Here is a 25,471-nt window from a genome sequence, read left to right as displayed (position 1 = left end):
ATCGGGCGGGGCCGGTCAGGGGTCGACGGGCAGGGGGTCGTTGTAGGCGCCGGACGGGCCGGTGTAGCGCTTGCCGTTGACGTAGGGCCACGCGTTGGCGGTGCAGCCGTGCAGGCCGAGGGTCTGCTGCTCCATCAGCGGTGCGAGCTTGCCGGCCCCCGGGCACTTCTCGTGTCCGTGGCCGAGGCGGTGGCCGACCTCATGGTTGATGACGTACATGCGGTACAGGTCCAGGCCGGCGCCGTAGTTCGGGACGCCGTGCGCCCAGCGGGCGACGTTGACGACGACGCTGTTGCCGTTGCGGCAGGAGGTGTACAGGTCACGGCCGTTGGCGCACAGCACGTCGCGGGTCAGTGGGGTGGCCAGGTAGATCGTGAAGTCGTACGCGGAGCCGGCCGGAACCTGCTGGAAGCGCCACTGCCCGCCCGCCGTCCAGCTGCGCGGGTCGCCCAGCGCCGTCAGCGTGGCGGCGGCGAACTCGCCCGGGGCCACGCCCTGGATGCCGCCCTCGACCGAGACACGGAACCGCAGCAACCGCCCTGCCCTGCCGATGACCGGGGAGGGGCCGGGCGCGACGTTCCACCTGCCCGTGCCCCGTTCGGGGTAGGTGATCGGCCGCGGCGCGGGGGAGGGCGAGGGACTCGGCGACAGCGACGGCGACGGCGACGCGGCGGCGCTGACGGCAGGGCTGCTGCTCGGCGCGGGAGTCGCATCGGGTGCGGATCCGGTGAACACGGCACGGGCGACACCGCCGCACACCAGCACGAAGGTCAGTGCCACCAGGCCGACCAGGATGCGTCGGCGCCGGAACCGCGCCCGGTCGGCAGCGGTGCGGCGCCGCTGCGTACGTGAGGGGGCGTCGGGAGGCACAGCGGGCAAGCTTGCCATATCGCCGCCGCCCGGCGCACAGAGCCGCCGCCCCGCCCTCTCCCGAAGCGGGGGATTACGGGTCAGAACGCCATATCAGGGACCTCGGCGGTGCGACAGCGGTGGCGCCGCCGAGGTCAGACGGTCACCCAGTCGGTGACGATGTCGTGCCCGGCCGCGTACAGCCGGACGCTGAGCGGCCCCGGCGGCAGGTCGGCGCAGGCGAAGCGGCCCAGCTCGTCGGCGGCGACGGCGACGGTCCGCGCCCCGGCCCGGATGTCGAGCCGGGCCGGCCCGGCCGGCAGGACCTGGCCGATCAGGTGGTGCGCCGAGCCGGTGCCGGTCAGCTCCAGCTCGATGGTGAACGGGCCGTGCTGGAAGGTCAGCAGGCGGGGCTGGGCGCTGCTGCGGACGGGCTGCCCCGCTTCGGCGAGCGTGTCGAAGGTCAGGTCGGCGAGGTCGGCGTCCAGGGAGCGCAGCGCGAAGGCGCCCGCGGCGACCCGGAACGAGGAGTCCGGCAGCGGGTCGCACTGCCGCGCCGCCTGGGCCAGTGCCTCCAGCAGCCAACCGTCATCGTCGTCGTCCATCTCCGGACTCCCGTCAGCGGCCGTCGATGTCATGATGATGCTCCGTCGTGGTCGCTGATACCTCGATCGGCCAACAGGGCACGAAGATGGCGCAGGCACCGCGCGCGGGTGGGGCCGATGCTGCCGACCGGGATGGCGAACGCGGCCGCGACGTCGGTGTAGCTGGGCGGCGGCGTGGCCATCAGGGCGCGCAGCAGGGGCTGGCAGCGGGCCGGCAGCTGCTCGAAAGCCGACCACAGGTGCTGGAGCCGGGACCGGTGCGCCGCCGCGTCCTCGTCCTCGATGACGGCCGTCTCCGGTGAGTGCTCGTCGACCTGCGGCGACGGCTCGTCGGTCAGGGTGAGCCGGGTGCCGGCGCGCAGCACCTTGAACGCCTCGTTGCGGGCGGTGACGGCCAGCCAGGAGCCCACCCGCGACGGCTCCTTGAGCCGGCCGACGTGTTCGGCCAGCCGGTACCAGGTGGTCTGGTAGACGTCCTCGGCGTCGGCGGGACGCAGCCCCAGGCCGCGGGCCACCGACCAGACCAGGCCGCTGAACCGGGCCACCAGCTGCTGCCAGGCGGCCTCGTCACCGCCCGCGGCGGCCGCCACCAGCGCGCTGGGGTCGTCGGTCGCGTCCATTCAGCGGATCGCCTGGCCGGGCAGCAGCACCGGGCCGAGCTCGGGATGCCATCCGGCCGGGTTGGCCAGCAGCCAGTCGGCGGCGTCGCGGGAGCTGTCGCCGCTGGCCGACATCCGGGCGGCGACCAGGCCGGCGACGATCGGGGTCGCGAACGAGGTCCCGCTCCAGCGGGCGCGGCCGCGCAGCTGCACGGTCGTCCCGGCGTTCGGGGCGGTGACGCAGGTGCAGCCCGCATACCAGGCCGGGTCGCTGCGGCGGCGGTAGCGGCAGGTCTCCCGCCCCTCGTGGTAGTAGCGGTAGGCGCCGTCGGGGAAGGCGTTGACCAGCCGCTCGCCGGGGGCGTAGCAGTCGACCCAGCTGCCGTGGTTGCTGAAGCACGCCCGCCCGGTCAGGTCCTCGCGCAGCGCGCCGACCGACAGCACCCCCTCGAAGGCGGCCGGCCAGAACCCGCGGTCGTTGCCGTCGTTGCCGGCGGCGGCCACCAGCAGCACCCCTCGGCTCTGCAGGTTCGACAGCTGGCGGTGGATCGACAGCAGCGGCAGGTCGTCCCGCGTCGAACCGCCCGCGGACAGGCTGATGATGTGCGGCAGCTGGTCGTCGTCGTAGGACATGATGCGCGACAGCGCCTCGACCAGGTTCACCTCGTGCAGCGCCCCGGCGCGGCGCAGATTGTTGGCGACGTGCACGGCGGCCATCGGCGCCACCCGGCGCAGCACCCCGGCGACGAAGGTGCCGTGCCCGTAGTACATCGGGACCTCCCCGGGCGGGGGAGTCAGCCGGTCGTCCCCGGTGATCCCGGCCAGCCAGGTGAACCTCTCCCAGCCCTGCGCCAGCCCCGTGTCGATGATCTCGATGCGGACGCCGTCGCCGGCGTGGTGGTCGACGGTCGTCGGATAGAACATCGGTCCGCCGGGCAGCGGGAGCGTCGGCTCGTCGGCCGGGCATAGGTTCACATCCCCGGTGATGGACAGGATGTGGTGCGGCGTGGCCCAGCCGCCGCCCCGTTCGGCTTCGAGGTCGCGCAGCACGCCCAGCGCGTCGCCGCCGCCGAGGTCGGCCAGGTGCACGCCCGGCCCGGCCTCGGTGATGCGGTCCGCGCCGAAGCGGCCGCGCATGTAGTCGACGCTGTCGGTGACGTCCTCGAACAGCAGCCGGCTCTTCTCGTAGACGAACAGCGGCACGCCGTTGTCCGTGGCGGCCTCGATCGCGATCGCCGGGGCGCCGTCGCGCTCCTGCGCCAGCGCCGCCCGGACGACGTCGAACTGCTGCCAGAAACGGTCGTACGACTCCTCGGCCACCAGACCAGGCATGCGCGAAGTTCCTTCCCCCAGGCGGCCGCATCGTCCGTCATCAGAATGCGGCACTTACATCTACCATTCCTTGGTGACACGCGGCATCCCGGATTCGGCGCAGCTGCTGTCGATGGTCTTCGACCGGCCCCGGCAGGCCGTCGCCGGTGCGCAGGCGCTGCTGGCGGCCCGGCCCACGCCGTACGACGCGTCGATCGCCCGGCAGGCCATCGGCATCGTCTGGCGCGACTTCGGTGACATCACCGCAGCGGTCGACCAGCTGACCCGGGCCCGCCGGCTCGCGGCGCGGTCCGGTTCACCCGACCGTGAGGCTGATGTGCTGGCGACCCTGGGCATCGCCCTGATCCAGGCCGGACGCAGCGCCGCCGGGGTCCGGGCGCTCAACCGGGCGGTCGCCCTCGCCACCGGACCGACGGCCGCCCGGGTGCTGTTCCGCCGCGCGGGCGCACTGCGCATCCTCGGCCGCCACCGGGAGGCGCTGGCCGACGTACGGCAGGCCCTGCCCGCGCTGCGGCGGGCCGGGGACCAGCTGTGGACGGCGCGGGCGCTGACGCTGCGCGGCCTGCTGCACGCGTCGGCGGGCGACCCCCGGCGCGCCGACACCGAGTTCGCCGCCGCCGAGCAGCTGTTCGCGACGCTGGACCACGCCCACGATTCCGCGATGGCGCGGCAGAACCGGGCCACGACGGCCCTGCTGCAGGGTGACCTGCCGGCCGCGCTGTCGCACCTGGCCGCCGCGGACCGCCGGTTCCGCCTGCTCGGCACGCCGATGCCCAGCATGGTGCTGGACCGGTGCGCCACGCTGCTGGCCGCAGGGCTGCCGGCCGACGCCCTACGGGAGGCCGACCGGGGGCTGCGCGAGCTCGACCGCCGCCGGGGCCAGCAGACGCGGCGCCCCGAGCTGCTGCTGATCGCCGCGCAGGCCGCCCTGGCCGCCGACGACCAGGTGCTCGCCGCCGAGCGGGCCGCCGCGGCCGTCCAGCTGTTCGGACGCCAGCACCGGCGGTGGTGGCAGCAGCACGCCCGGCTGCTGCTGCTGCAAGCCGAGACCGGCGCCGCGGTGCTGCCGGCCGGGCGGCTGTACGTCCGGGCCGCGGCCCTGGCGCGGCAGCTGGACGCCGACCGGTCGGTGCAGGCGGCCCAGGCGCACCTACTGGCCGGCCAGCTCGCGCTGCGGGCCGGCCGCCCGCGCGACGCCGAACGGCAGCTCGCCGCGGCCGCGCTGGCCCGCCGGGCCGGATCGCCGCTGGCGCGGGCGGTCGGCTGGCTGGCCCGCGCCCTCCAGGCGCAGGCCGCCGGTGACGTGCGCGGCGTGCGGTACGCCTGCCGGCGCGGCCTGGACACGCTGGACGCACACCGGCTCACGCTCGGCGCGACCGAGCTGCGGGTGCAGGTGACCGCCCGGGGCCGCGACCTGGCCGCCCTCGCCCAGCGCAGCTGCCTCGGCCCGGACGGCGACCCCGCGGGCGCGGGCGGGCGGGCTCGCGGCCGCGCCCGGGACCTGCTCGTGTGGAGCGAGCGATGGCGCTCGGTGACGCTCGCGACCGCACCGGCGCGTCCGCCGCGAGACCGGCAGCTGCGGGCGGACCTCGCCGCACTGCGCGCCGTCGCGCGGCGGATCGGCGACGACCCGGCCGACGCCCCGGCGCGCCGGCGGCAGCACCGGCTCGAACAGCGCATCAGCGAACGCGTGCGGCGCACTCCCGGTGCGGCCGCCGCCACCGCCCCGCCCGGCGGGTTGCGGGTGGCGCAGCTGCTGGACACGCTGGCCGGTGTGCCCGGCCGCCAGCTGGTCGACATCGTCGAGGTCGACGGCCGGTTGCACGTGCTGCTGTGCGGCGACGGCAGGGTGCGGCGGTTCCAGGCCGGACGGCTGCGCGAGGTCGTCACCGAAGGGCAGTTCGCCCGTACGGCGCTGCGGCGGCTCGCGTTCGGTTCCGCCGCCGGAACGGACCCGCGCTCGGCGGCGGTGCTGGCGCAGACCGCCGAGCGGCTGCAGCGGCTGCTGCTGGCGCCGGTGCTGCGGCACCTGCACGGCGAGGTGGTCATCGTGCCCCCGGCGGATCTGCACGCCATCCCGTGGTCGCTGCTGCCGGTGCTGCACGAGCGGCCGTTCACCGTGGCGCCCTCGGCCGGGGCCTGGCTGCGCGCCGAGCAGCTGAGCCCCCCGGCGCAGCCGAAAGTCACCCTGGTGCGGGGGCCGCGGCTGCCGTACGCGGCGGCCGAGCTGGCGTGGCTGCGCACCCGGTACCCGGGCGCGACCGTGCTGGGCGACGGCACCGCCACGATCGCCAACGTGCTGGCCGCGCTGGAGGGCAGCAGCCTGGCCCACATCGCCGCGCACGGGGTGTTCCGCGGCGACAATCCGCTGTTCTCCGCCCTGGTGCTCGACGACGGGCCGCTGACCGTCCACGACGTGCAGCAGCTGCGCCGGGCCCCGTACCGGCTGGTGCTGCCCAGCTGCGACTCGGCGGCGCTGACCGCGGTCGGCGCGGACGAGCTGCTCGGGTTGGCCACCGCGCTGCTGCCGCTGGGCACCGCCGCGCTGGTCGCCAGCCCGGTGGCGGTCAACGACCAGGCGACCGCCGAGCTGATGGCGGCCCTGCACGAGCAGCTGGCCGCGGGCGCCAGCACGGCCGGCGCGCTGGCCCACGCCCGGCTGGCCTGCTCCGGTGACCCGGTGGGCTACGCGACCGGCTGCTCGTTCGTCGCGCTGGGCGCCGGCTGAACCGGCGGATGTATCAGGATCGGCCGACCCGGATCTGAATAGCCGACGGGTCACCGCGGCCCGTGCCTCACGGGCCGGGAGCATGCCACATGACCAGCGACTACCTGATGGTCCGCCGGGACGACCTCGTCGTGCTCGGGCTGCGCTGCACCGGCTTCGACCTCGTCGCCGCGTCCACCGGGGACGACCCGGCCACCCTGCGGGCGACCGAGCACAACACCGTCGAGATCACTTTCCCGCCGCAGCATCTCGGTGAGGAGACGGGTGACGCGCCGGTCCTCGGCCAGGTCGGGCTCGGCAGCCTGGACGAGGACTCCTCCGTTCCCGTGTGGACGGCGTACCCGGCCGGACCGAGCCGGATGGCGTTCACGCTGGAGGCGGGCGCGCTGCTGCGGCTGACCGTGGCGGGGGTGCTCGACGCCCTGCGCACCGCCCGCGTCCTGGCCGACGGCAGCGCGATCGAGCTGCCGTGGCGGCTGATCTGGTCGCCCGAGGCTCCGGCCGAGTCGGGACCGCTGACCAGCGAGCACCTCGTGGAGCCGGCGAACTCGCCGGGCAGCACCGTCGGGCTGTGGCGCAGCCGGCTGCTGGGCGGCGGCGCCACCGATGCCGACGCCCGGATCGGGCTGCGGTCGATCGACGGCGGGACCGCCGACCTCGCCGACCCGGAGGGGGTGGTGCCGGCGCTGTCGCGATACACCCGCGTCAGCATCGCGGATCAGGCCCGCCGCGTGCCGGCGCACGCCGACCGCCTGGAGCTGACGTCGCTGGGCGGTTCCCTGCGCGCCCGGGGGGAGTGGCCGTCGCTGAGCTGGGAGCATGACGCGACCCTGGGCCGCGACATGCGGGTGCGGGTCCTGATGCGCGGGATGCTCTACCCGTACGGGCACCGCTGCGAATGGATCGAGCTCACCGAGCGGCAGTTCGGCGTCGACTCCGACGCCGACACGGCCGTGCTGAAGAAGCAGCGGACGATGGTGGTCACCGAGCAGTGGCTCGGCGAGCCCGAAGACGCGCAGCTGAAGCGGGGCTTCCCGTTCGACGCGGTGGAGATCGCCGAGCAGACGTACGCCGACCTGGACGAACCGGAGTGGCAGACGCATCCCCGGCCGGCTCCCGGGCTGGCCGCCGAGCTGCAGCGCCTGCGCGACGAGGTCGCCGGCATGCAGGCGTGGATCGACCAGGTGTCGCACGACTACGTGCCGGCGAGTCTGGAGGAGATCGCGCGCAGCGTGCCCGAGGTGCAGCACTACCTCGACCTGGCCGCCGAGATCGAGTACATCGGATCCTTCGCCGCCGAGCGGCTGCCGCTGTGCTTCTGGCCGACCAGGCACGGCGAGAAGGTGCGGTTCCCGCTGCGGCTGCGGGGACGGGCCGGCGACGTGACGGTCGCGATGCCGCTGCTGTTCGTCAGCGCCGAGTTCGTCCCCGGCTATGCCGGCGCGCTGGCCGCCACCGACGGCACGGCGCTGCTGGACGATCCGACCGTGGCACCGGCGGTCGCCGCCGCGTATGCCGGCCAGGGCCGCGCGCAGACACCGGGCGTGGCCGTCGACCTGGTCCGCGCCGCGCAGCCGCATCCCGGTGACGTGCACGAGGTGCACGGGTTCACCGTCTCGGCGGCGCCGTACCACGACGGGACCCGGATGTCGTTCCGTCCGCAGCTCGACGAGCTGCTGGTGACATTGCCGGCGCTGCGTTCGCTGCTCGGCCTGCGGGACGCGGTGGCCGTCCGGTACAGCGACGCCTACCGCGGCGCGGGGGAGGCCGCCGACGTGCTGCTGGCATTGGCCGAGCCGATCCTCGTCGACTTCAGCCAGGCCAGCGATCGCTGCGGCGGCCTTGCCTCGCCGGTGTTCCGCGCCGACGTCCTGTCGCGCACGCTGGGGCCGGTCAGCGGGGCCGGGCTGGCCGAGCTGCTGCCCAGCGGGCACCTCGATCCGGCGAAGCTGTTCAGCGACGGCGCGACGGTGCTCGGCTTCGACCTGCGTACGCTGATCGCGCAGCTGGACGCCCCGCCGCAGCTGCTGTCGGTCGTCGGACCCGGGCAGCCGCCGCGGGTGCAGATGCAGTGGCAGGACGTGCGGCTGGTCAGCATCGGGCCGCTGGAGGCCGACGACCGCAGCCGGTTGAACCTCACCGTCACGCAGAGCGCCGACGACACCGTCACCACCTGCGTCATCTCGGATTTCGCGCTGGTGCTGCCGCCCGGTTCGGCGGCGCAGCTGCGGCTGCGGTTCGGGTCGCTGACGTTCACCTCCCGGACCGGGCACGCCCCCACCCTGGCCGTCGACCGGCTGGAGGCGGAGTTCCTCGGCTACCTCAAGCTGCTCAAGGACCTGCAGGAACGGGTCCAGTTGGGGAACGCCCCGCCGGGTGTCGAGGCGACGCCCGGCGGGATCACCGCGCGGTACGCGCTGGCCGTCCCGGACGTGCAGGTCGGCGCGTTCGTGCTGCGCAACATCGTGTTCCGGGCCGGGGTGGACGTGCCGTTCGACGCCCGCCCGGTGTCGGTGTCGCTCGGGTTCGCCAGCCGGCAGAACCCGTTCAACCTGAGCGTGCTGATGTTCGGCGGCGGCGGCTACCTGGATCTGCTCATCGACTACCGGGGGCTGCGCCGGCTGGAGGCGTCGCTGGAGTTCGGGGCGGCCGTCGCGGTCGACTTCGTGATCGCCTCCGCCGAGGTGCACGCGCTGGGCGGGGTCCGCTACCTGATGGACGGGCAGGGGGCGGTCACCCTCACCGGGTTCATCCGCATCGGCGGCAGCGTCGACATCCTGGGCCTGGTCAGCGTCGCCGTGGAGCTGATGATCGCGCTCAGCTACGACATCGAGGCCAACCGGATGGTCGGCCGGGCGACCCTGGTCGTGGAGATCGACCTGACGTTCTACTCCGACACCGTGGAGCTCGACAGCGGCGAGTGGGTGCTGGCCGGCGCCGCCGCGACCGAGATGGACGCACCGGCCATGGCGCCGCAGCCGGGGTTCGCCGCGCCGGACGATCCGGCGCCGCCGCGGTCACCGGACGATCCGCTGGCCGGCTGGCTGGCCTACCGGCAGGCCTTCACGCCGCTGCCGGGCCCGTCGACGCCTGGCAGGCAGCCGTCTGACCAGCCGCTCTCCGACAAGCAGGGATGACATCATGAGTGAGCTGCTGTTCGTGGCCGTGCCGGGCGGGCCGGCCGACGCCGGCGATGTGATCCTGCGGGTCGTGGTGGTGCCCCGGTTGCGGGCAGATCGCAGCATGCCGCTGGCCGAGCACGGCCTGGCGGACTGGCCCGCGCACCTCGACCAGCACCTCCCGGTGCACCTGCGCGTGGGCGACCAGGTCCAGACCGTGACCGCGCAGCGGGTCAGCCCGGCCGACTCGCAGCTGTGGCAGCAGTTCTTCGGCCCCGGCACGCTCGTGGACCCGTGGCAGCACCGCGGCTACGACCCGCCGCAGGTGCGTCCCAGCACCGCCCACGCGTCGAAGATCATCACCACGTACGAGCAGTCGACGCAGTCCGTCGCGGCCAGCGGCGACCTCGCCGACCCGGGCACCCAGGACGCCCTCGCCGGGCACCTGGCGGGCTGGCACGATCCGGCCGCCGATCCGGAACCCGCGCCCCTGCCGCCACCCGGGCCGCGGCCTTGGCGCGACCCGGACTTCCACCGCACGGTGTCGCTGCTGCGCGAGCACCCGGCGGTCCTGCGCGCGCTGGGTCTCATCCTCGAGCTCAGGCTGCCCTCGGCCGTGCTGGCCGACACCACGTCGGGCACGGCGGCGCTGGTGCGGATCGGCTGGGAACCGCCCGCCGGGCTGCCGTCCCTGGTAGCGCCCTGGACCAGGTACGAGTTCGACGGCCGGCACTTCCTGCCGTGGTCGGCCGGCACCGTCCGCAACGGCATGCTGGACCTGGCCGGCGCGACGGCGGCCACCGCCGACAGCCGGTCAGCCTGGCAGGTCGCCGCCGTCGACGTCGACGGCGGCGTCGGCCGGCTGCGCGACACCGCCAGGGCCCTGCTCGACCGGACGCCCGGCGCCGGTGCGGGCACCGGCGAGCCGCCGGTCAGCCTGCCGGCGCTGCGCACGGCCGGGCTCCAGCTGCTGCGCCCCGGCCGCCTCGACGACATGGCCGCCCACACCGGCAACGGCGCGAAGTTCGCCGCCGACGGCGCCCTGGCCGGCGCCGAGCTGACCGCGGCCGAGCTGATGCTCGGCTACCGGATGGACGTCCTGCCCAAGGGGGCGACCCGCTGGCTGTCGCTGTGCCGGCGCGAGGCGACCTACCGGATCAACGGGACGGTCGTCGGCGCCGGGCCCGAGGAGGGCCACGTCAAGGCCAACGCGGCCGTGGCCGACCCGGCCACCGGCGCCCTGCACGCCGACGAGGTGGTCACCCGCTGGGACGGCTGGAGCCTGTCGGTGCCCCGGCCCGCGCTGGACGGCCGGGGCGGCCGACCCCGCGGCACGCGCAAGCTGCCGCTGCCGTACGACTTCGACTGGACCTACCAGCTGCCCGAAGGCTCGCTGCCCGCCCTCCGCTTCAACCACACCTACCAGCTGCGGGTACGGGTCGCCGACCTGGCCGGCGGCGGCCTGGGCCCCGACGACCGCCCCGTCGTCGACCCGTGCGCGACCGACCTGGTCACCTACACCCGCTATGAGCCGATCGCCGCGCCCGCCGTGGCGCTGCCGCCCCGGCAGCAGGCGCTGCTGGACGAGTGGACCAGCCGCCCCGCCCCCGGACCGGGACACCCGCTGGGCCCCGGCGGCGCCGCCGACCTGCTGGTCATCCGCAGCGACCGGGGCCTGACCGCGGCACAGTTCGCGCAGGCGCATCCGGGCTACCCCGCCAACGACAGCCGCCTGCTGCTGCCGCCGGGGGTCTCGTTCGCGCTGGCCGAGCAGCACGGGGTGCTCGACGGCGCGGACGAGCAGACCTGGCAGCTCGCGTCCCAGGCCATGGCGTCCGGTCTGCCCGACCCGGCGTCGGCCGGCCCGACGCTGCACCTGCGCCCCGGCCCCGGCGCCCTCACCGAGCCGCGGACCGCGCGACCGGCCTGGCAGGGCCACTGGCCCCAGCTGCAACCGCACCTGCTGCTGCTCGCCGACGGCACCGGCGCCGACGGGGGGCTGCCCGCGCTGGTCCCCGCCGACGGCCAGGTGCGGGTGGAGCTCGCCCCGGCGCAGGAGGCGTACCTGGAGGTCTCCTCGCACCTGCGCGACGACTACCTGGACCACTTCGCGATCAAGCAGTGGCTGCCCGCCGGTGCCGAACCGGCCGCGATCGGCGGCCGCCATCCGCTGGCCACCCCCGCCCGCGTGGTCCGGCTCGTCCACGCCGTGCGGCGGCCGCTGCGCGATCCGGCGGGAACCATCACGCCGCTGCGCACCGCCGAGGGGCAGACCGACGCGGTGCTGCAGGCCCAGCTCGACGTCGACACCGCGAGCACGCTGCGCCTCGACATCGCCGCCGAGTGGACCGAGGTCACCGACGACCAGCCGCGGACCGTGACGCAACCCGCCGTCGCGTCCGTCGTGCTCGACCGCGGCCCCGTCGCCGTCCCGGCCCTGCGGCACGACTTCGGCGACACCCGGCACCGCGAGGTGCGCTACCAGCTCACCGCGGTGAGCCGGTTCCGGCAGCTGTTCGACGCCGCCGACGACGAGGAGGACTTCCGGGCCCGTACCACGCTGCCGGCCGTCACCGTGCCCAGCACGGCGCGCCCGGTGCCGCCGCTGGTCCGGTCCGTCCTGCCCGCGTTCCGCTGGGAGGGCACCGAGCTGCCGCCGGGCTGGCAGCAGCTGACGCGCGTGCGGCGCGGCGGCCGCCTGCGCATCGAGCTGGGCCGCCCCTGGTACACCACCGGCGCGGGCGAGGCGCTCGGGGTGCTGCTGGAGACGGGCGACGACCCGCCGGCCGGGCAGGCTCCGCCGGCACCGGTGCGGCTGACCCGGCTGGGGCGCGACCCGATCTGGGCGGGCCAGTACCCCGTACCGGTCCCGCCGGTCGACGCGTTCACCGCCAAGACCGCCCCGTCGGAGGTGCGGACCCTGCCCGGCGGCCCGCCGGTGCGGGTCGTGCCGCACGGGGTCTGGTTCCACGAGGGACGCTGCTACGCCGACGTCGAGGTGACGGGAGCCGGGTCGTACAGCCCGTTCGCGCGCCTGGTGGTGGCCCGCTACCAGCACCACAGCCTGCCCGGCCTGGAGCTGTCCGACCCGGTCACGACCGAGGCGGTCCAGCTGCTGCCCGACCGCACCGTCCACGTGCAGCGGACCGCGACCGACGTGACCGTGACCCTCAGCGGCCCCGGCCCCGCCGGGCCGCGCCTCAACCGCGTCGACGTGCTGCTCGAACACCGGGCCGGCGGCGCGGGCGGCGGCGACCTCACCGACCTGCGCCAGCCGCCCGGCGACGACCAGGCATGGGTGCGGCTGCCGGGCAGCACGGCGCACGGCAGCCTCGGCGAGCCGCTGCGGGTGACCCTGCCGGACCTGCCCGGCGCGCTGCGCCTCTACCTCAAGGAGGTCGAGCAGATCCGCCCCGCTGACGACCCGCTGCCCGCCGGCCTGGGCGGCACCGACGCCGAACTGGCCGAACGCACCGTGTTCGTCGACGTCATCGCCCTTTCCTGACCGCCGCCGACAGCGCGGCGCCCACCCATCAAGGAGGCACACCATGTTCCCCTACCCCGCCAAGCAGACCGCTGTTCGCACCGCCGCCGTCGCCGCCTTCGCGGTCCTGGCCCTGGCCGGATGCGGCACCAGAGCCGCCTGCCCACCGCCGGTCGGCAGCGCCCCGCAGGGGTCGAAGCCGGAGGCCGTCAAACCGGACTTCGGCTTCAAGCTGCCCAGGGGCGACAAGTCCCCGAACGAGCTCATCGCCAACTCCGTCTACAAGCTGCTGTCGGACCGGCACTGCAAGACCGCCCAGAAACTCATGTCGCAGACCGAGGGCAACATCACCTGGCGCGACTTCGAGGACCCGCGCGAGGTGCTGCTGTTCCAGGCGGCCGTGGAACTGTGCGGCAACGACGACAAGGCGGCCGACCCGCAGCAGGCGGCCAAGCTGTGGAACGCCGTGCCGCAGCTGTACGGCAACTGGAACCTCATCGGCTGGGACGTCGCGACCACCAACAACCTGAGCTGGCACATCTGCGAGACCTACCGGGCGGTCGCCAGCGCGATCATGGAGCGCCCGAAGGACGACTTCGAGTGCGAGCGCGGCGAGCGCCCCCAGCAGGTCGAAGCCTACCTGTCGCTGCAGGGCCAGGGCCCGGACCCGCGGGAGCTGGTCCAGTGACCGCGCCGGCACCCGAAGACACCCCGCCGCAGACCCCGCCGCCGGGCCCTGCCGCCGAACTGTCCCGGCAGCTGGTGCTGCTGCTGGCCAACGTCACCGTCATCACCGCGCTGCTGGTCTACTTCGGCTGGCAGCGCGCCGAGTCGCAGAGCGAGGCACTCGGCCTGGACCAGGCGCTGTTCGGCATGTCCACCCAGGACTACGCGCTGCGCAGCGTCGGCCCGGTGCTGAGCCTGCTCGCCGTCGTCGGCGCCGCGGGCCTGCTCTACCTCTGGCTCGACCGCTGGCTGACGGCGCGGACGGCCGGCGCGGGCCGTTCCAGAGCACCGAGGTATGTGCTGCTGGCCGCCATCGCCGTGCCGGCGGTGGTGTGCCTGGCCGTGCCCGCCACCGACGGCCTGCCCGTCACCAGCCCGCTGTTCGGGGTCGCGTACACGCTGTGGCCGCTGGCCGTCGGCGCCGGGATCCTGCTGCTGCTCTACAGCGCGCGCCTGCGGGCCCGCGACCGCGGCGAGCAGCCGCCGCCCCTGCCGACCGTCGCCCAGCTGTGCGTACTGCTGCTGCTGGGCGTGTGCCTGTTCACCGCCACCTCCAACCACGCCGAGGCGTCCGGCTGGCAGCTCGCGGCGCAGTTCGTCGACGACCTGCCGAACCGGGTCAGCGTCGTCGTCACCAGCGACAAACCGCTGCACCTGTCCGGCCCCGGCCTGCGCGAGCAGCAGCTCGACGACGGCATCTACCAGTACTCCGGGCTCAAGCTCATGGACCGGTTCAACGGCCAGGTCTTCCTCGTGCCGACCGGTTTCCGCCCCGGCAGCGGCCGGCTCATCGTGCTCGCCGAGGGCGACGGGCTGCGGATGTCATACGGCCGATGGCCCCAGGACCAACCCGACAACACCGCAGGGAGCAGCAGCAATGGCTGAGTTCCAGTCCGCCCGGTTCACCGGCGACCCGATCCTGCAGGACTGCCTCGACGGCCGGCACGTGATGGCCAGCCCGGAGCAGAACGACTCCGTGCGCACCGTACAGCAGGCGCTGCTCGACCTCGGCTACGTCATCGAGTTCGGCGCCACCGGCCTGTACGGCGTGCAGACCACCGCGGCGGTGGCGCAGTTCCAGCGCGACCACCAGCTGCAGGACGACGGCAAGGTCGGCCCGCTGACGATGGCCGCGCTCGACGCGGCGTTCGTCCCGGCGCCGGCCCCCGCCGGCGACCCGGTGCAGGACCTCGTCGACGCCAAGATCGCCGAGATCGCCGGCACGGGCCTCGACATCGGAGCGCAGACCGGCCCACCGCAGCCGGCCGGCGACGAGCTGGGTGCCGTCGTGCCGTTCGAACGCGGCCTCATCGTGGTCACCCCGGCGCAGGAGTGCTGCGTGCTGCTGGACCCGATCGGGGCGGCCTGGTTCGAGCAGGGCGGCCCGGACAGCCCGCTGGAGTACCCGACCGGCGACACCGGTATCGAGGGCGACCGCCTGGCGCAGGACTTCACGTTCGGCGGGATGGCGGCGGTCGGCGGTGCCGTGCACACCCTCGACCTGGCGCTGTGGGGCCGCTGGCTGCAACCCGCCGGCGGGTTCGACCCCGGCTGGCCCACCTCCGGCACCACCCCGGTGGCCGCCGTCGACCAGGCCCGGTTCGCGACCTTCGAACAGGCCGTCATCGTGGCCCATCCGGAGACCGGCGCGCAGCTGCTGCAACCCGAGATCTTCAACGGCTGGCTCGGCCAGCTCGCCGCCGGCAACCCGTTCGGGCTGCCGGTCGACAGCGGGCACCCGACCGGTGACGGCGCCACGGTGTTCGGCTTCACCGGCGGGCAGCTGCTACGCGACAGCGCCGGGACCGTCACCGCGCTGGCACCGGGCGAGGTGCCGCCGCCGGGCAGCCCGCTGCGCTTCATCCTGGCCCCCGACAACGCCCGCCACCTGGGCAGCGCCACCCCCGACAACACGGTGACGGCGTTCGTCGGCGGCCCGGACACCCTGCGTGCCCAGGCACTGGACATCGCGAAGGCCAGCGGCCCGCGCGACTTCGTCTACCTGCTCAACTGGTGGTGCGACGTCGACCTGGAACTGATCCCGGGCACCCCGGACAGCACACTGCGGTCCCTGCTCACCAAAGCCAGCGCGGGCACCCCCGACAGCGACGGAGCACAGGTCTGCGCGATGTTCTGGCGGCCGCCCCCGCCGCGCGAGAAGCTGAAGGCCGCCCTGGTGCTGGGGCCACTGTTCCTGCTCCACCAGTTCGCCACCACCATCAACCAGAAGGCCGCCGCCGCCGTCAACAGCCTGCCCAACGCCCGCGCCATCGTGGACAGCAGGCACCTGGCATTCGGCAGCCACCACCAGAAGGTGCTGATCGTCGGGCACGGCGACAGCCTGGTCGCCTGGTGCGGCGGCATCGACCCCAACGCCGACCGGCTGCACCCGTTCGGCCAGAACGGGTCCACCACCCCCGGCTCGCCGCTGTTCGACGTCAGCGTCCGCATCGAAGGGCCCGCCGCTGCCGACGTGCTGCAGACGTTCCTGGACCGGTGGTCGCGCCACCCGGACGCCGCCGGGCTCACCCCCATCGGCGCCGCGCCGGTCGTGGCGACGGCGCCGCCGGGCCCGCACACCGTGCAGATCTCGCACACCTACGGGCGGGGGTTCCCGTTCACCGCCCCGGTCCAGACCGCCCGGACCGTCCTGGAGAACGCACTGGTCAACGCGCGCCGCTACGCCTACCTCACCTGCCAGTACTTCACCGGGTCCGAACCGCTGCGGGCCACACTGCGCGCCGCCCTGCGCCGGGTCGAATACGCCGTGGTCGTGATGGCCCCGATCGACATCGTCGGGGACACGCCCGACGCGCCGTTCCGCCGGCACGAGTTCATCACCGACCTGCTCGGCAGCCTGCCGTCCGACGTCGCCGACCGGCTGCTGCTCTTCGACGGGCTCGGCGTCCCGCCCGCGCCCACCACCCCCGGCGCGTACGTGCATTCCAAGCTCCTGCTGGTCGACGACGAAGCGGCGTTCGTCGGCACGCCCAACTACAACCGCCGGTCCTGGACCCACGACTCGGAGATCCTGACCACCATCGTCCACAACGGACCCACCGGCCCCCCGCCGCTGCTGCCGTCGTTCGCCGAGCAGTTGCGGATCAGGCTGTGGAGCACCCACCTCGGGGTCGACCCCGCCGCGGTCGCCGACATCACCGCGGCGAAGGCCCTGTGGCTGGCACCGCCTCCGGGCGCGCGGGTCCGGCGGTACGACCCGTCGGTCCCGATCGTCCGGCCGAGTGTGCTCGGTGTCGGGGTGTCCGGGCCGAATCTGGACCGGTTCTGGAACTACGTCATCGATCCGCAGGGCTGACGGCGGCCGTGGCGGTCCGGGGCGACCCGGACCGCCACGCACATCGGCGGGCGCCTCGAATGCGATAGGGAGAGGGCCATATAGGTCGCCTCTGCCGCGTACGGTCCGGGTCCGGCATCGACGTAAGTCGCCATCGGCTGAACTTTGCCGCAATTCAATAGGGCTGAAGCGGCAAAAGCACTGTCGCCCAGATGACACACGACTGGACGGCAACCGTCGGTGGGGCGAGACTTCCACGCACATAGGCGCCGGCGGACTGCATGAAAGGTGAGCGATGCGCTCTCCCCGCGAAATAATAGAGGCAGTCAAGAACGATGAAGGGCATGCGAGGCTCTGGGCGGTCATCGGCGGAGTCGCGGCGGTCATCGCGCTTCCGGTGGCGATTTGCATGCCGTTCCTGGTTCCCGGCGGTGTCGTGAATACCGCCCCTTCGGCATTCGGTACGACCGCCTTCTCTCCCGCCCCGGTCGAGACCGTCGCCGTGAGCGAGGAGCCGAGCCCGAGTGAGGAGCCGCCCGAGTCTCCGACGCCGCAGCCGTCGGTGGAAGAGTCGCCGACCGAGTCGCCGATCCCCTCGGGCCCGATCTCTCTGGCCAGCCTCGATCCGGTGCGCGGCCACGCCGACACCCAGCCGGCCGCGCTCGGCGGAGTCACCTACCTCGATCTCGTCCGGCTGGACCCGTTCAAGTGCAACAAGCAGCGGGTCGATTACAACCTCGGGAAGAGGTACTCCCGATTCACGGCGAAAGTGGGGCTGTACGACGACTACAGCAGCACCGACGTCAACTGGATCATGGCGGTGTACTCGGTCGAGGGCAATACCGAGCGACCTCTGTTCAAGAAGATAATGAAGTTCGGCGACATCAGCCGAATCGACGTTTCGGTGAAGGGCGTCCTCCGGTTGAGGCTGAGCGTGGAGTGGATCGACCCGGGCAGGCTGATAACCTGCTCGCCCTACAACTCCTATGACGGCGTGTGGGCGGAGCCGACGCTGATCCCATGACTGTCAGTGGACCGTTCCGACGGCACTGGAAATTCGCCCCGCACGGCACGATAATGTCTGGAACCATCGATCGTGTACGTGAGGCGGCGGCGAATGCGGAAGCGCTCACTGAATTCGACTCCGTTATGGATCATCGGGATACTCGGTGCCGGCGTGACGGCGCTGGGCGTCTACATCCAGTCGACAGGGTCGTCGGCGGGAACGGTGATGACCGCCGGGACGCTGGCGGCGTTGGGCGGCGGCGTCGTCGGTGCGGCGATAAGCATCTTCTTCTCGGCGGGGGATGGCCGTGACGCGCTGAGTGCTGTCCACGACGTGCTGAACAGATCCTTGGGCGCCAGTATGCGATCGGCTGAGGCCGACCTGGCTCCGCTGCGGCGCGTGTGGCACTGCTACTGGATCACGCAGAAGGGCGAGAAGTACCTCTGGGCGCACTCCGTCTATGACTTCACCCGCGCCGTGTCACCAGGCCTGGCCGTGGCGGGACTGACGACCGACCATCATGCCGGAGCACTCGACTACCGCATCGAAATGGTCGTCCGAGGCGATCGCATGCTCTTCGTCGATGCCCCGGCGCAGGGCAAGGAGCCGCCGACCGTCGGAATGGTTCCGTTCTTCACCGAAGGCTACCGCGCGGTTTACGCGGGAGTGGTGCTCGTGCGGTCGTGGGACGGCACCGACCTGCTCAGCAAGTGTCTGTGGAGCGTGACACCCCTGGTCGAGCCGGAGGCGGACGTCGTATCGCACGACCAAGGCCAGGTGCTCGACGACCTCTGGGCACGCACCCTGCCCCGCGGGCATGTTCTGTTCCCGACGCCGGAACCCACAGGGCCACCGGAACCCACAGAGCCACCGGAACCCACAGAGCCGTAAGTCACGGTGAACGGGGCTGTCGTAGGCGGGTGTGAGGATGCCGTGGTGCTGGAACGCCTCGACGACATCGACTGGTCGCTGCTGACGCACGCCTACGGTCCCGCTGACGACGTCCCCGACCAGATCCGCAACCTCGCCAGCCCCGACGACGAGATACGCATCGGCGCATACCAAGAGCTCTATGCCAGCATCGTCCACCAGGGCTCGCGCTACGAAGCGACCGCCTACGCGGCGCCGTTCCTGCTGGAACTGCTCGCCGACGAGTCCGTTCCGGACCGGCCCGTGCTGGTGGAGATGCTGGCGGTCATGGCCGTCGGCGGCGACGAGGCCTGGCTGCCGGACACCTTCCCGGTCGCGCTCATGCGCGAGCAGGCCCGAGGCGGTGAAGCGGTGCGCGCCGCAGCGCCGAAACCGAACGACCCCGGGTACGACGACGAGAGCTCATACCGGTATGTCGAGGCCCTGTCCGACGAGGACCAGACCCGCTACCACCGGCACATCGAGCTCGCCGTCTACGACGCGGTCCGCGCGGGAGTGCCGCTGCTGCGCGGACTGCTGCACGATCCCGATCCGGCCCTGCGCATCCGGGCCGCCTACACGCTGGCCTGGTTCCCTGAGGACGCTGCCGACAGCGGGCCGGCGCTGCTGGCTGCGGCGGCCGGCGCGCAGGAATCCCCCGAGCAGGTGCGGGTGACGGCCACGGCCCTCGTCGCGGCCAGCCTGCTCGGCCATCGCCCAGCGGAGGACCTGCTGGCCGCGCCTGACCGGGTGACCCGCTGGGCAGCCGCCGTCGCCACCGCCCTGGTCGACGGCGAGCAGACGCCGGACGCCGCCGTCACCGAACTGCTCGGCTGGGCATCGGGCGCGCCCCGCGACCAAGTCCCGTTCCTCGACGGGAACCTGGCCGGGCTGGCGGGCCTCGTGCTGGAGCGATTGGACGGCCGCCACGCCGACAGGGTCTTCGCCGCGTGGCTGCGCGGCATCCCGACCGTGAGCGGCAACGACGCGCTGACCATGGTCGCGTCCGCGCTGCGGGTGGCGTTCCCGGAGCCTCCCGTGCCCGCAGGCCTTGCCTACGCGCACCTGACCGAAGACCAGCGTCGGCTGCTGGCGGTGCTGGCCCGCTCACCGCGAGCCTGGATGCTCGGCCAGCACCGGTTCGGGAACTTCAGCCTGATGATGTCCGACTACGGGCTGTCCGGCAACCGCGACCGACTGCGGGCATACGTCAACGGTGCGGTGCGGTCGGCACGCACCTGACCCGTCAGGGGCCTTGCCGTCGGGAGAGGGTCAGCGTGCGTCGTTCGATCGCGGCGACGGTGCCGGAAAGGAGCTCGCCGCGACGCAGTGACTCCAGGAACGCCCACAGTGCCGGGTCGTCAGACGGAACGCCCATGTCGCTCTATCGGGCCTCGATGCTCGCCGCGGTGATGAACGCCGTCACCGCGTCGTGGAAGTGGCCCTCTCGCTCGGCCAGTTCCTTCCGGTCCACCGCCTGGCGGATCGCACCGGCCGACGAGAAGGCCGCGTCGGCGAGGCCGACCAGCCGCGAGTCCGCCGCGAGCAGCTGGAGCCTGAACCGCGCATGCTCGGCGACCGCCCCGAGCCGGTCGGCGTCCAGCGAGGCCTCCCGGACCGCGTCGTCGCCGTGGGGCGCCCGCTGCTGCCGGAACCACAGCGTCACCACGCCTCGCCGCAGGTCGGTCAACGCCCCGGCGAAGGCGCTGTACGCAGCCAGCCGCTCCCGGCGGAGGGTCTCGGAGCGGGCGTACTGCTCGGCCCGTCTCGTACCGCGGCTCTGGAACAGGTAGGTGATCACCGACCCGAGGAGGGTCCCCACCACGGCGATCGCGCTCGCGATTGATGCGTCCACGACGGATCAGCCTGCCGCCACCGCAGCCGCATGCGCAATGGTTGATGGGAAAGCGGTCCGTATCGCCCGGTGACGCGGTGGTGGGGCGCTTTGACAGCTGCTCCCACCACCGCCCGGCTCGCACCCGGATTAACTACATCGATTATGGCGATGTTCTCGGCGATGCGCAATAGGCAATCCGGGGCCGACTCGTCAGTACGTGCCCTCCGGCAGGTCGGGAGAGGTCGGGGTGATCAGGCCGGTCTCGTACGCGACGACCACCGCCTGGGCGCGGTCGCGCAGGTCGAGCTTGGCGAAGATGCGGGCGACATGGGTCTTCACGGTCGCCTCGCTGAGGGTGAGGCTGGCGGCGATCTCGCTGTTGGACAGACCCCGCCCGACCAGCCGGAGCACCTCCAACTCGCGCGGGGTCAGCGTGGACAGGTCGGCGGGCACCTGCGGCTGGTCGCCGCCCGGCTGGGCGAAGCGCTGCACGAGCCGGCGGGTGATCGACGGCGAGAGCAGGGCGTCGCCGGTGCTCACCAGGCGTACCGCGTTGACCAGGTGCTCGGGCGTGACGTCCTTGAGCAGGAACCCGCTCGCCCCGGCGGCCAGCGCGGCGTACACGTACCGGTCGAGGTCGAACGTGGTCAGCATGATCACCCGGGGCTGCGGGGACTCGGCCAGGATCCGGCGGGTCGCCTCCAGGCCGTCCAGCGCGGGCATCCGGATGTCCATCAGGATCACGTCCGGGCGCAGGGCCCGCGCCAGCTTGACGGCCTCCAGGCCGTCGGCCGCCTCCCCGACCACGTCGAGGCCCGCCGACCTGAGGATCATGGTGAAGCCGCTGCGGACCAGGGCCTGGTCGTCGACGAGCAGGACGCGGGTCACAGCGGGATCCGCACGCGTACGCGGAAGCCGCCGCCGAGCCGGCGGCGCGCGTCGAGCTGGCCGCCGAAGACCGCGACGCGTTCCCGCAGGCCGAGCAGGCCGCGGCCGTCGGACGGCGCCGAAACCGGCGGCGCGGCGGGCGCCTGGCCGGTCAGCACGCTCGGGCCCGAGTTGAGCGCCTCGATCCGCAGCCAGCGGTCGGTGTACCGGACGTTGACCTTGGCATGCGCGCCCGGCGCGTGCTTGAGGGCGTTGGTCAGCGCCTCCTGGATCACCCGGTACGCCGTGAGGTCCAGCCCGGGCGGCAGCGGCCTCGGCTGCCCCTCGACGGTCAGCTCCACCGGCAGGCCGGCGAAGGCGACCCGGTCGACGAGCTCATCGAGGCGGCTCATCCCGGGCTGCGGGAGCAGGTCGTCCTCGCCGGAGCCGTCCGGCGTCAGCAGGCCCAGCAGCGCCCGCAGTTCGGTCATCGCCTCCCGGCCGCTGGACTCCACCGCGAGCAGGGCGTCGATCGCGTCCTGCGGGGCGCCGACGGCGACCTGCCGGGCCGCCCCCGCCTGGATGACCATGAGGCTGACGTTGTGGCTGACGATGTCGTGCAGCTCGCGGGCGATCCGGTCGCGTTCGGCGTCGACCGCCGCGGCGACGGCGGCCGCACCCGCCTCGTCCAGCAGCTTCGCGCGGTCGCGCAGGGAGCGGGCGTAGCGGCGGCGGGTGCTCCAGCCATACCCGATGACGGCGAGGACGCCCAGCGTGAGCGGCGCGGCGACCCAGCCGGGCAGCGCGACGCGCAGGTCGCGGCAGGCCCACCCGGCCGCCGCCGCGGCGACCGGCAGCACCCCCGCGACGACGCGGGAGGGCAGGGGGCCGGCGAGGATCACCGGCCCATTGTGGCAAGGCCGCCGGTGCGCCGCATCCGCCTGCCAGATCAGCCGGGTACATCCCCGGGATGACCCGCTGTCCGGGTTGCATCCGCAGCCCGACGACAGCAGACTCGCCCGATGCCTAACGTCGCCGCCATGACGCAGACAGAGGCACTGGTACGGCTGCACGCCGTGCACAAGCGGTACGGCGAGATCGTGGGGCTGGACGGGGTCGACCTGGAGATCGCGCCGGGCGAGTCGGTCGCGGTGATGGGCCCCTCGGGCAGCGGCAAGTCGACCCTGCTCAACATCGTGGCGGGGCTGGACCGGCCGACCTCGGGCACGGTGACCGTGCACGGCGAGGAGCTGACCGCGCTGGGCGAGGGCGCGCTGGCCCGTTACCGGCGGCGCCGCATCGGCATGGTCTTCCAGTTCTTCCACCTCCTGGACGACCTGCCGGTCCTGGACAACGTGATGCTGTCGGCCCGGCTGATCGGCACCCCCCACAAGCAGGCACGTACACGCGCCCTGGCCCTGCTCGACGAGCTGGGCATCGCCGGGCGCAAGGACGCCTACCCGCAGCAGCTGTCCGGCGGTGAGCGCCAGCGCGTCGGCGTCGCCCGCGCCCTGATGAACCGGCCGGCGCTGCTGCTCGCGGACGAGCCGACCGGGGCGCTGGACAGCCGCTCCGGCGAGCAGGTCATGGACCTGCTGCTGGACCTCAACCAGATCGGGCAGACCCTGCTGATCGTCACGCACGACCAGCGGCTCGCCGAGCGCTGCGCCAGCCGGGTCATCCACTTCGCCGACGGCCGTGTCGCCGAGATGGAGGCGGTGTGATGCGGGCGACCTGGATCGTCGCGCGCGCCGCCGTACGCCGCAGGCGCACCCAGACGGCGCTGATCGGCGTCATCGTCACGCTCTGCACGGCCACGATGCTGGTCGGGCTGGCCCTGCTGGCGGCGGTCTCCGGGCCGTTCGACCGGACCTTCGCGCAGCTGAACGGTGCGCACGCCACGGCGCTGTACGACGGCGCGAAAGCCACCGAGAGCCAGGTCGCGGCCACGGCGCACGCGGACGGCGTCGTCGCGAGCGCCGGGCCCTTCCCGGTGGTGGTCACGTCGCTGGGCCGGTCGGACGGTCGGACGGCCAGCACGCCGCTGCGGATCGCCGGCCGCGCCGAACCCGGCGGCGAGGTGGACGAACTGAGGCTGACCCGCGGGCGGTGGCCGACCGGACCCGGCGAGATCGTGCTCGCCGTGCACGCCCGGTTCGGCCCCGACGGCGCCGTCGGCGACAGCCTCACGCTGCGCGGAGCCGGGACGGTGACCGTCGTCGGGACCGCCTACTCGGTGACCCGCACCGCGGACGCCTGGATGCTGCCGGACGCCGTACGCCAGGTCGGTGCCACGGGCAGCCAGATGCTCTACCGGTTCGCGCCCGCCTCGGCGCAGACGGCCGCGCAGGTGACGGCGCGCCTGGCGGCGGTCACCGCCGGGCTGCCCGCCGGCGCCGTGACCGGCACGGTCTCGTACCTCACCATCCGGGAGGAGGCCGGGAAGCACACCAAGACCATCAGCGCGTTCCTCACCGTCTTCGCGGGGCTGTCGCTGATCGTCGCCATCCTGGTCATCGCCAACGTCGTGAGCGGCGCGGTCATCGCGGGCTCCCGCAGCATCGGCGTGCTCAAGGCGGTCGGCTTCAGCCCCGGCCAGGTCACCGCCGTCTACCTGCTGATGATGACCGGACCGGCGCTGGCCGGCTGCGCGGTCGGCGCGGTCCTGGGCAACCTCGGCGCGTCCTGGCTGCTCGACCAGTTCAGCACGGATTACGTGCTCGGCGTGGACACCAGCCCGGAGGCATGGCTCACCGGCCTGGTGGGCGTCGCGATCCCGCTGCTGGTGGCGCTGACCGCGCTGGTGCCGGCGTTGCGGGCGGGCCGGCAGTCGGCCACGGCCGCGCTCGCCGCCGGCGCACCGCAGACCGGCCGGGGCCGCGGCCTCCAGCGGCTGCTGTCGCGGTCGCGGCTGCCGCGGGCGGTCAGCCTCGGGCTCGCGCTGCCGGTCGTGCGCCCGGCCCGTACGCTGCTGACCCTGGTCGCGATCGTGCTCGGCAGCGCGACCGTCGTCTTCGCGACCGGGCTGCTCACCTCGGCCCAGCGCTGGAACGCCGCGATAGGCCTCGAAGGCCAGGTGCAGGTGGAGGTCATGAATCCGCCGGGAGGCGGGCAGGCCGGGCCGATCCAGTTCGACGGTGACGGACGCGCTCAGCCGCAGGGCACCCACCTGACCGACGCCGAGGCGATCGCGTTCCTGAGGTCGCTGCCGGGCACCCTGCGGGTGGTCCAGCTCAAGCAGACGGAGGTGGCGGTCTCCGGGTTGACGCAGGCCACCGGCCTGTCCGCCTTCAGCGGCGACTCGGCCGGCCTGGGCTACCAGCTGCTGGCCGGGCGCTGGTTCTCCGGCGCGGGCGAGGCGGTCGTCGGCCCTGAGCTGCTGCGGCGGGCCGGCCTGTCAGTGGGGGACACCCTGACGTTCTACCTTGAGGACAAGCCGGTGCAGGCGCGGATCGTCGGCGAGGCCTTCGGCACGCATGACGAGGTCTTCGTCGACTCGACCTCGGTGTCCTTCCCGGACGCCGCCGGCCCGCCCAGCCGCTTCCTGGTGGGCCTCCTGGCGGGGGTGACCGCGGACCATTACATCGACAGCGTCGCCGACGGCGGGACCGCCGGACTCGTCTCGGTCCATCCGGAGTCCCAGCTCGACATGCTGCCGTTGCGGATCGTCATCGGCACGCTCACCGTTCTGCTGGTGCTCGTCGCCGGTCTCGGCGTGGCCCACACGGTGGTGCTCAACACCCGCGAACGCCGCCGGGACCTGGGCGTCGTCAAGGCGGTCGGGATGACGCCGGGACAGGTCGTGGTCATGGCGGTCACCTCGATGGCGGTGCTCGGACTGGTCGGCGGCGTGCTCGGCCTGCCCGGGGGCATCGCCGCCCAGCGGTGGGTCATCCGGCTCATCGGGGAGTCCGAGGGCTCCGGGCTGCCGCAGAGCATCATCGACGTGTACGCCGTGCCGTCGCTCGTCGTGCTGCTCCTGGCCGGCGTGGTGATCGCGGTGCTCGGGGCGCTGATCCCGGCCCGGCAGGCGGCCCGGGTCAGCACCGCCGCGGCCCTGCACACGGAATAGGGCTCCCGCTGCCAGGACCGTCGGCGGCCGCTCGCGCGCAGGG

Annotated in this window: 18 protein-coding genes; 11 read left to right on the top strand and 7 right to left on the bottom strand. The window is 73.6% G+C overall.

The genetic code is table 11. From position 1 onward, the window contains the following. Positions 1–15 precede the first annotated feature (15 nt). The 4 genes from Cs7R123_RS03810 to Cs7R123_RS03795 all read right to left on the bottom strand — a co-directional run bounded on the left by Cs7R123_RS03810 (position 16) and on the right by Cs7R123_RS03795 (position 3,385). Positions 16–870, bottom strand: coding sequence for a DUF3152 domain-containing protein (locus Cs7R123_RS03810; protein WP_244871596.1), 855 nt, complete (start codon positions 868–870; stop codon positions 16–18). A 134-nt stretch (positions 871–1,004) separates the two neighbouring features. Continuing rightward, a complete protein-coding gene (locus Cs7R123_RS03805) occupies positions 1,005–1,454 on the bottom strand; it encodes a hypothetical protein (protein ID WP_212823436.1) in 450 nt (149 codons plus the stop codon). Positions 1,455–1,483: 29 nt separating this feature from the next. After that, a complete protein-coding gene (locus Cs7R123_RS03800) occupies positions 1,484–2,074 on the bottom strand; it encodes an RNA polymerase sigma factor (protein WP_212823434.1) in 591 nt (196 codons plus the stop codon). Beyond that, positions 2,075–3,385: a S8/S53 family peptidase gene (locus Cs7R123_RS03795; RefSeq protein WP_212823432.1), complete on the bottom strand. Its 1,311-nt coding sequence runs from the start codon at positions 3,383–3,385 to the stop codon at positions 2,075–2,077. It lies immediately after the preceding gene. Between the two features lie 73 nt (positions 3,386–3,458). Between Cs7R123_RS03795 and Cs7R123_RS03790 the strand changes: the two genes are divergently transcribed. From Cs7R123_RS03790 to Cs7R123_RS03750, 9 genes are all read left to right on the top strand, one after another. Further along, on the top strand, positions 3,459–6,113 hold the full coding sequence (locus Cs7R123_RS03790; protein WP_212823430.1) for a CHAT domain-containing protein: 2,655 nt from the start codon (positions 3,459–3,461) through the stop codon (positions 6,111–6,113). Between the two features lie 89 nt (positions 6,114–6,202). After that, positions 6,203–9,250, top strand: a complete 3,048-nt coding sequence (locus Cs7R123_RS03785) for a hypothetical protein (protein ID WP_212823428.1) — start codon at positions 6,203–6,205, stop codon at positions 9,248–9,250. Positions 9,251–9,254: 4 nt separating this feature from the next. Continuing rightward, on the top strand, positions 9,255–12,737 hold the full coding sequence (locus tag Cs7R123_RS03780; RefSeq protein ID WP_212823426.1) for a hypothetical protein: 3,483 nt from the start codon (positions 9,255–9,257) through the stop codon (positions 12,735–12,737). Between the two features lie 43 nt (positions 12,738–12,780). Continuing rightward, complete coding sequence (locus tag Cs7R123_RS03775) at positions 12,781–13,404, top strand: hypothetical protein (protein WP_212823425.1); 624 nt, start codon at positions 12,781–12,783, stop codon at positions 13,402–13,404. Then, positions 13,401–14,327 (top strand): hypothetical protein, encoded by a 927-nt coding sequence (locus tag Cs7R123_RS03770; RefSeq protein ID WP_212823424.1) that lies wholly within the window; start codon positions 13,401–13,403, stop codon positions 14,325–14,327. The genes Cs7R123_RS03775 and Cs7R123_RS03770 overlap by 4 nt, the downstream gene beginning before the upstream one ends. Beyond that, positions 14,320–16,758 carry a peptidoglycan-binding protein gene (locus tag Cs7R123_RS03765; RefSeq protein WP_212823423.1) on the top strand — a complete coding sequence of 813 codons (2,439 nt, stop codon included), beginning with the start codon at positions 14,320–14,322 and terminating at the stop codon, positions 16,756–16,758. Before Cs7R123_RS03770 ends, Cs7R123_RS03765 begins: the two co-directional genes overlap by 8 nt. 274 nt (positions 16,759–17,032) lie before the next feature. After that, complete coding sequence (locus Cs7R123_RS03760; protein ID WP_212823422.1) at positions 17,033–17,761, top strand: NPCBM/NEW2 domain-containing protein; 729 nt, start codon at positions 17,033–17,035, stop codon at positions 17,759–17,761. Between the two features lie 153 nt (positions 17,762–17,914). Next, positions 17,915–18,634, top strand: a complete 720-nt coding sequence (locus Cs7R123_RS03755; protein ID WP_212823421.1) for a hypothetical protein — start codon at positions 17,915–17,917, stop codon at positions 18,632–18,634. 45 nt (positions 18,635–18,679) lie between these two features. Then, on the top strand, positions 18,680–19,894 hold the full coding sequence (locus tag Cs7R123_RS03750) for a hypothetical protein (protein WP_212823420.1): 1,215 nt from the start codon (positions 18,680–18,682) through the stop codon (positions 19,892–19,894). A 142-nt stretch (positions 19,895–20,036) separates the two neighbouring features. On the opposite strand, the gene Cs7R123_RS03745 is transcribed toward Cs7R123_RS03750, so the two are convergent. From Cs7R123_RS03745 to Cs7R123_RS03735, 3 genes are all read right to left on the bottom strand, one after another. Next, positions 20,037–20,507, bottom strand: a complete 471-nt coding sequence (locus Cs7R123_RS03745; RefSeq protein WP_212823418.1) for a hypothetical protein — start codon at positions 20,505–20,507, stop codon at positions 20,037–20,039. A 192-nt stretch (positions 20,508–20,699) separates the two neighbouring features. Beyond that, a complete protein-coding gene (locus tag Cs7R123_RS03740; RefSeq protein WP_280517276.1) occupies positions 20,700–21,377 on the bottom strand; it encodes a response regulator transcription factor in 678 nt (225 codons plus the stop codon). Further along, entirely contained in the window at positions 21,374–22,171 is a 798-nt protein-coding gene (locus tag Cs7R123_RS03735; RefSeq protein WP_374706977.1) for a sensor histidine kinase, read from the bottom strand. The genes Cs7R123_RS03740 and Cs7R123_RS03735 overlap by 4 nt, the downstream gene beginning before the upstream one ends. A gap of 225 nt (positions 22,172–22,396) precedes the next feature. Between Cs7R123_RS03735 and Cs7R123_RS03730 the strand changes: the two genes are divergently transcribed. Beyond that, complete coding sequence (locus Cs7R123_RS03730) at positions 22,397–23,080, top strand: ABC transporter ATP-binding protein (protein WP_212823416.1); 684 nt, start codon at positions 22,397–22,399, stop codon at positions 23,078–23,080. Next, the gene (locus Cs7R123_RS03725; protein WP_212823414.1) at positions 23,080–25,428 is read left to right on the top strand and encodes an FtsX-like permease family protein; all 2,349 of its coding nucleotides are present in this window, start codon (positions 23,080–23,082) and stop codon (positions 25,426–25,428) included. The genes Cs7R123_RS03730 and Cs7R123_RS03725 overlap by 1 nt, the downstream gene beginning before the upstream one ends. Positions 25,429–25,471 lie beyond the last annotated feature (43 nt).

It is taken from the genome of Catellatospora sp. TT07R-123 (assembly GCF_018327705.1).
GTDB lineage: Bacteria > Actinomycetota > Actinomycetes > Mycobacteriales > Micromonosporaceae > Catellatospora.
This window is presented reverse-complemented; position numbering and strand designations above follow the sequence as displayed.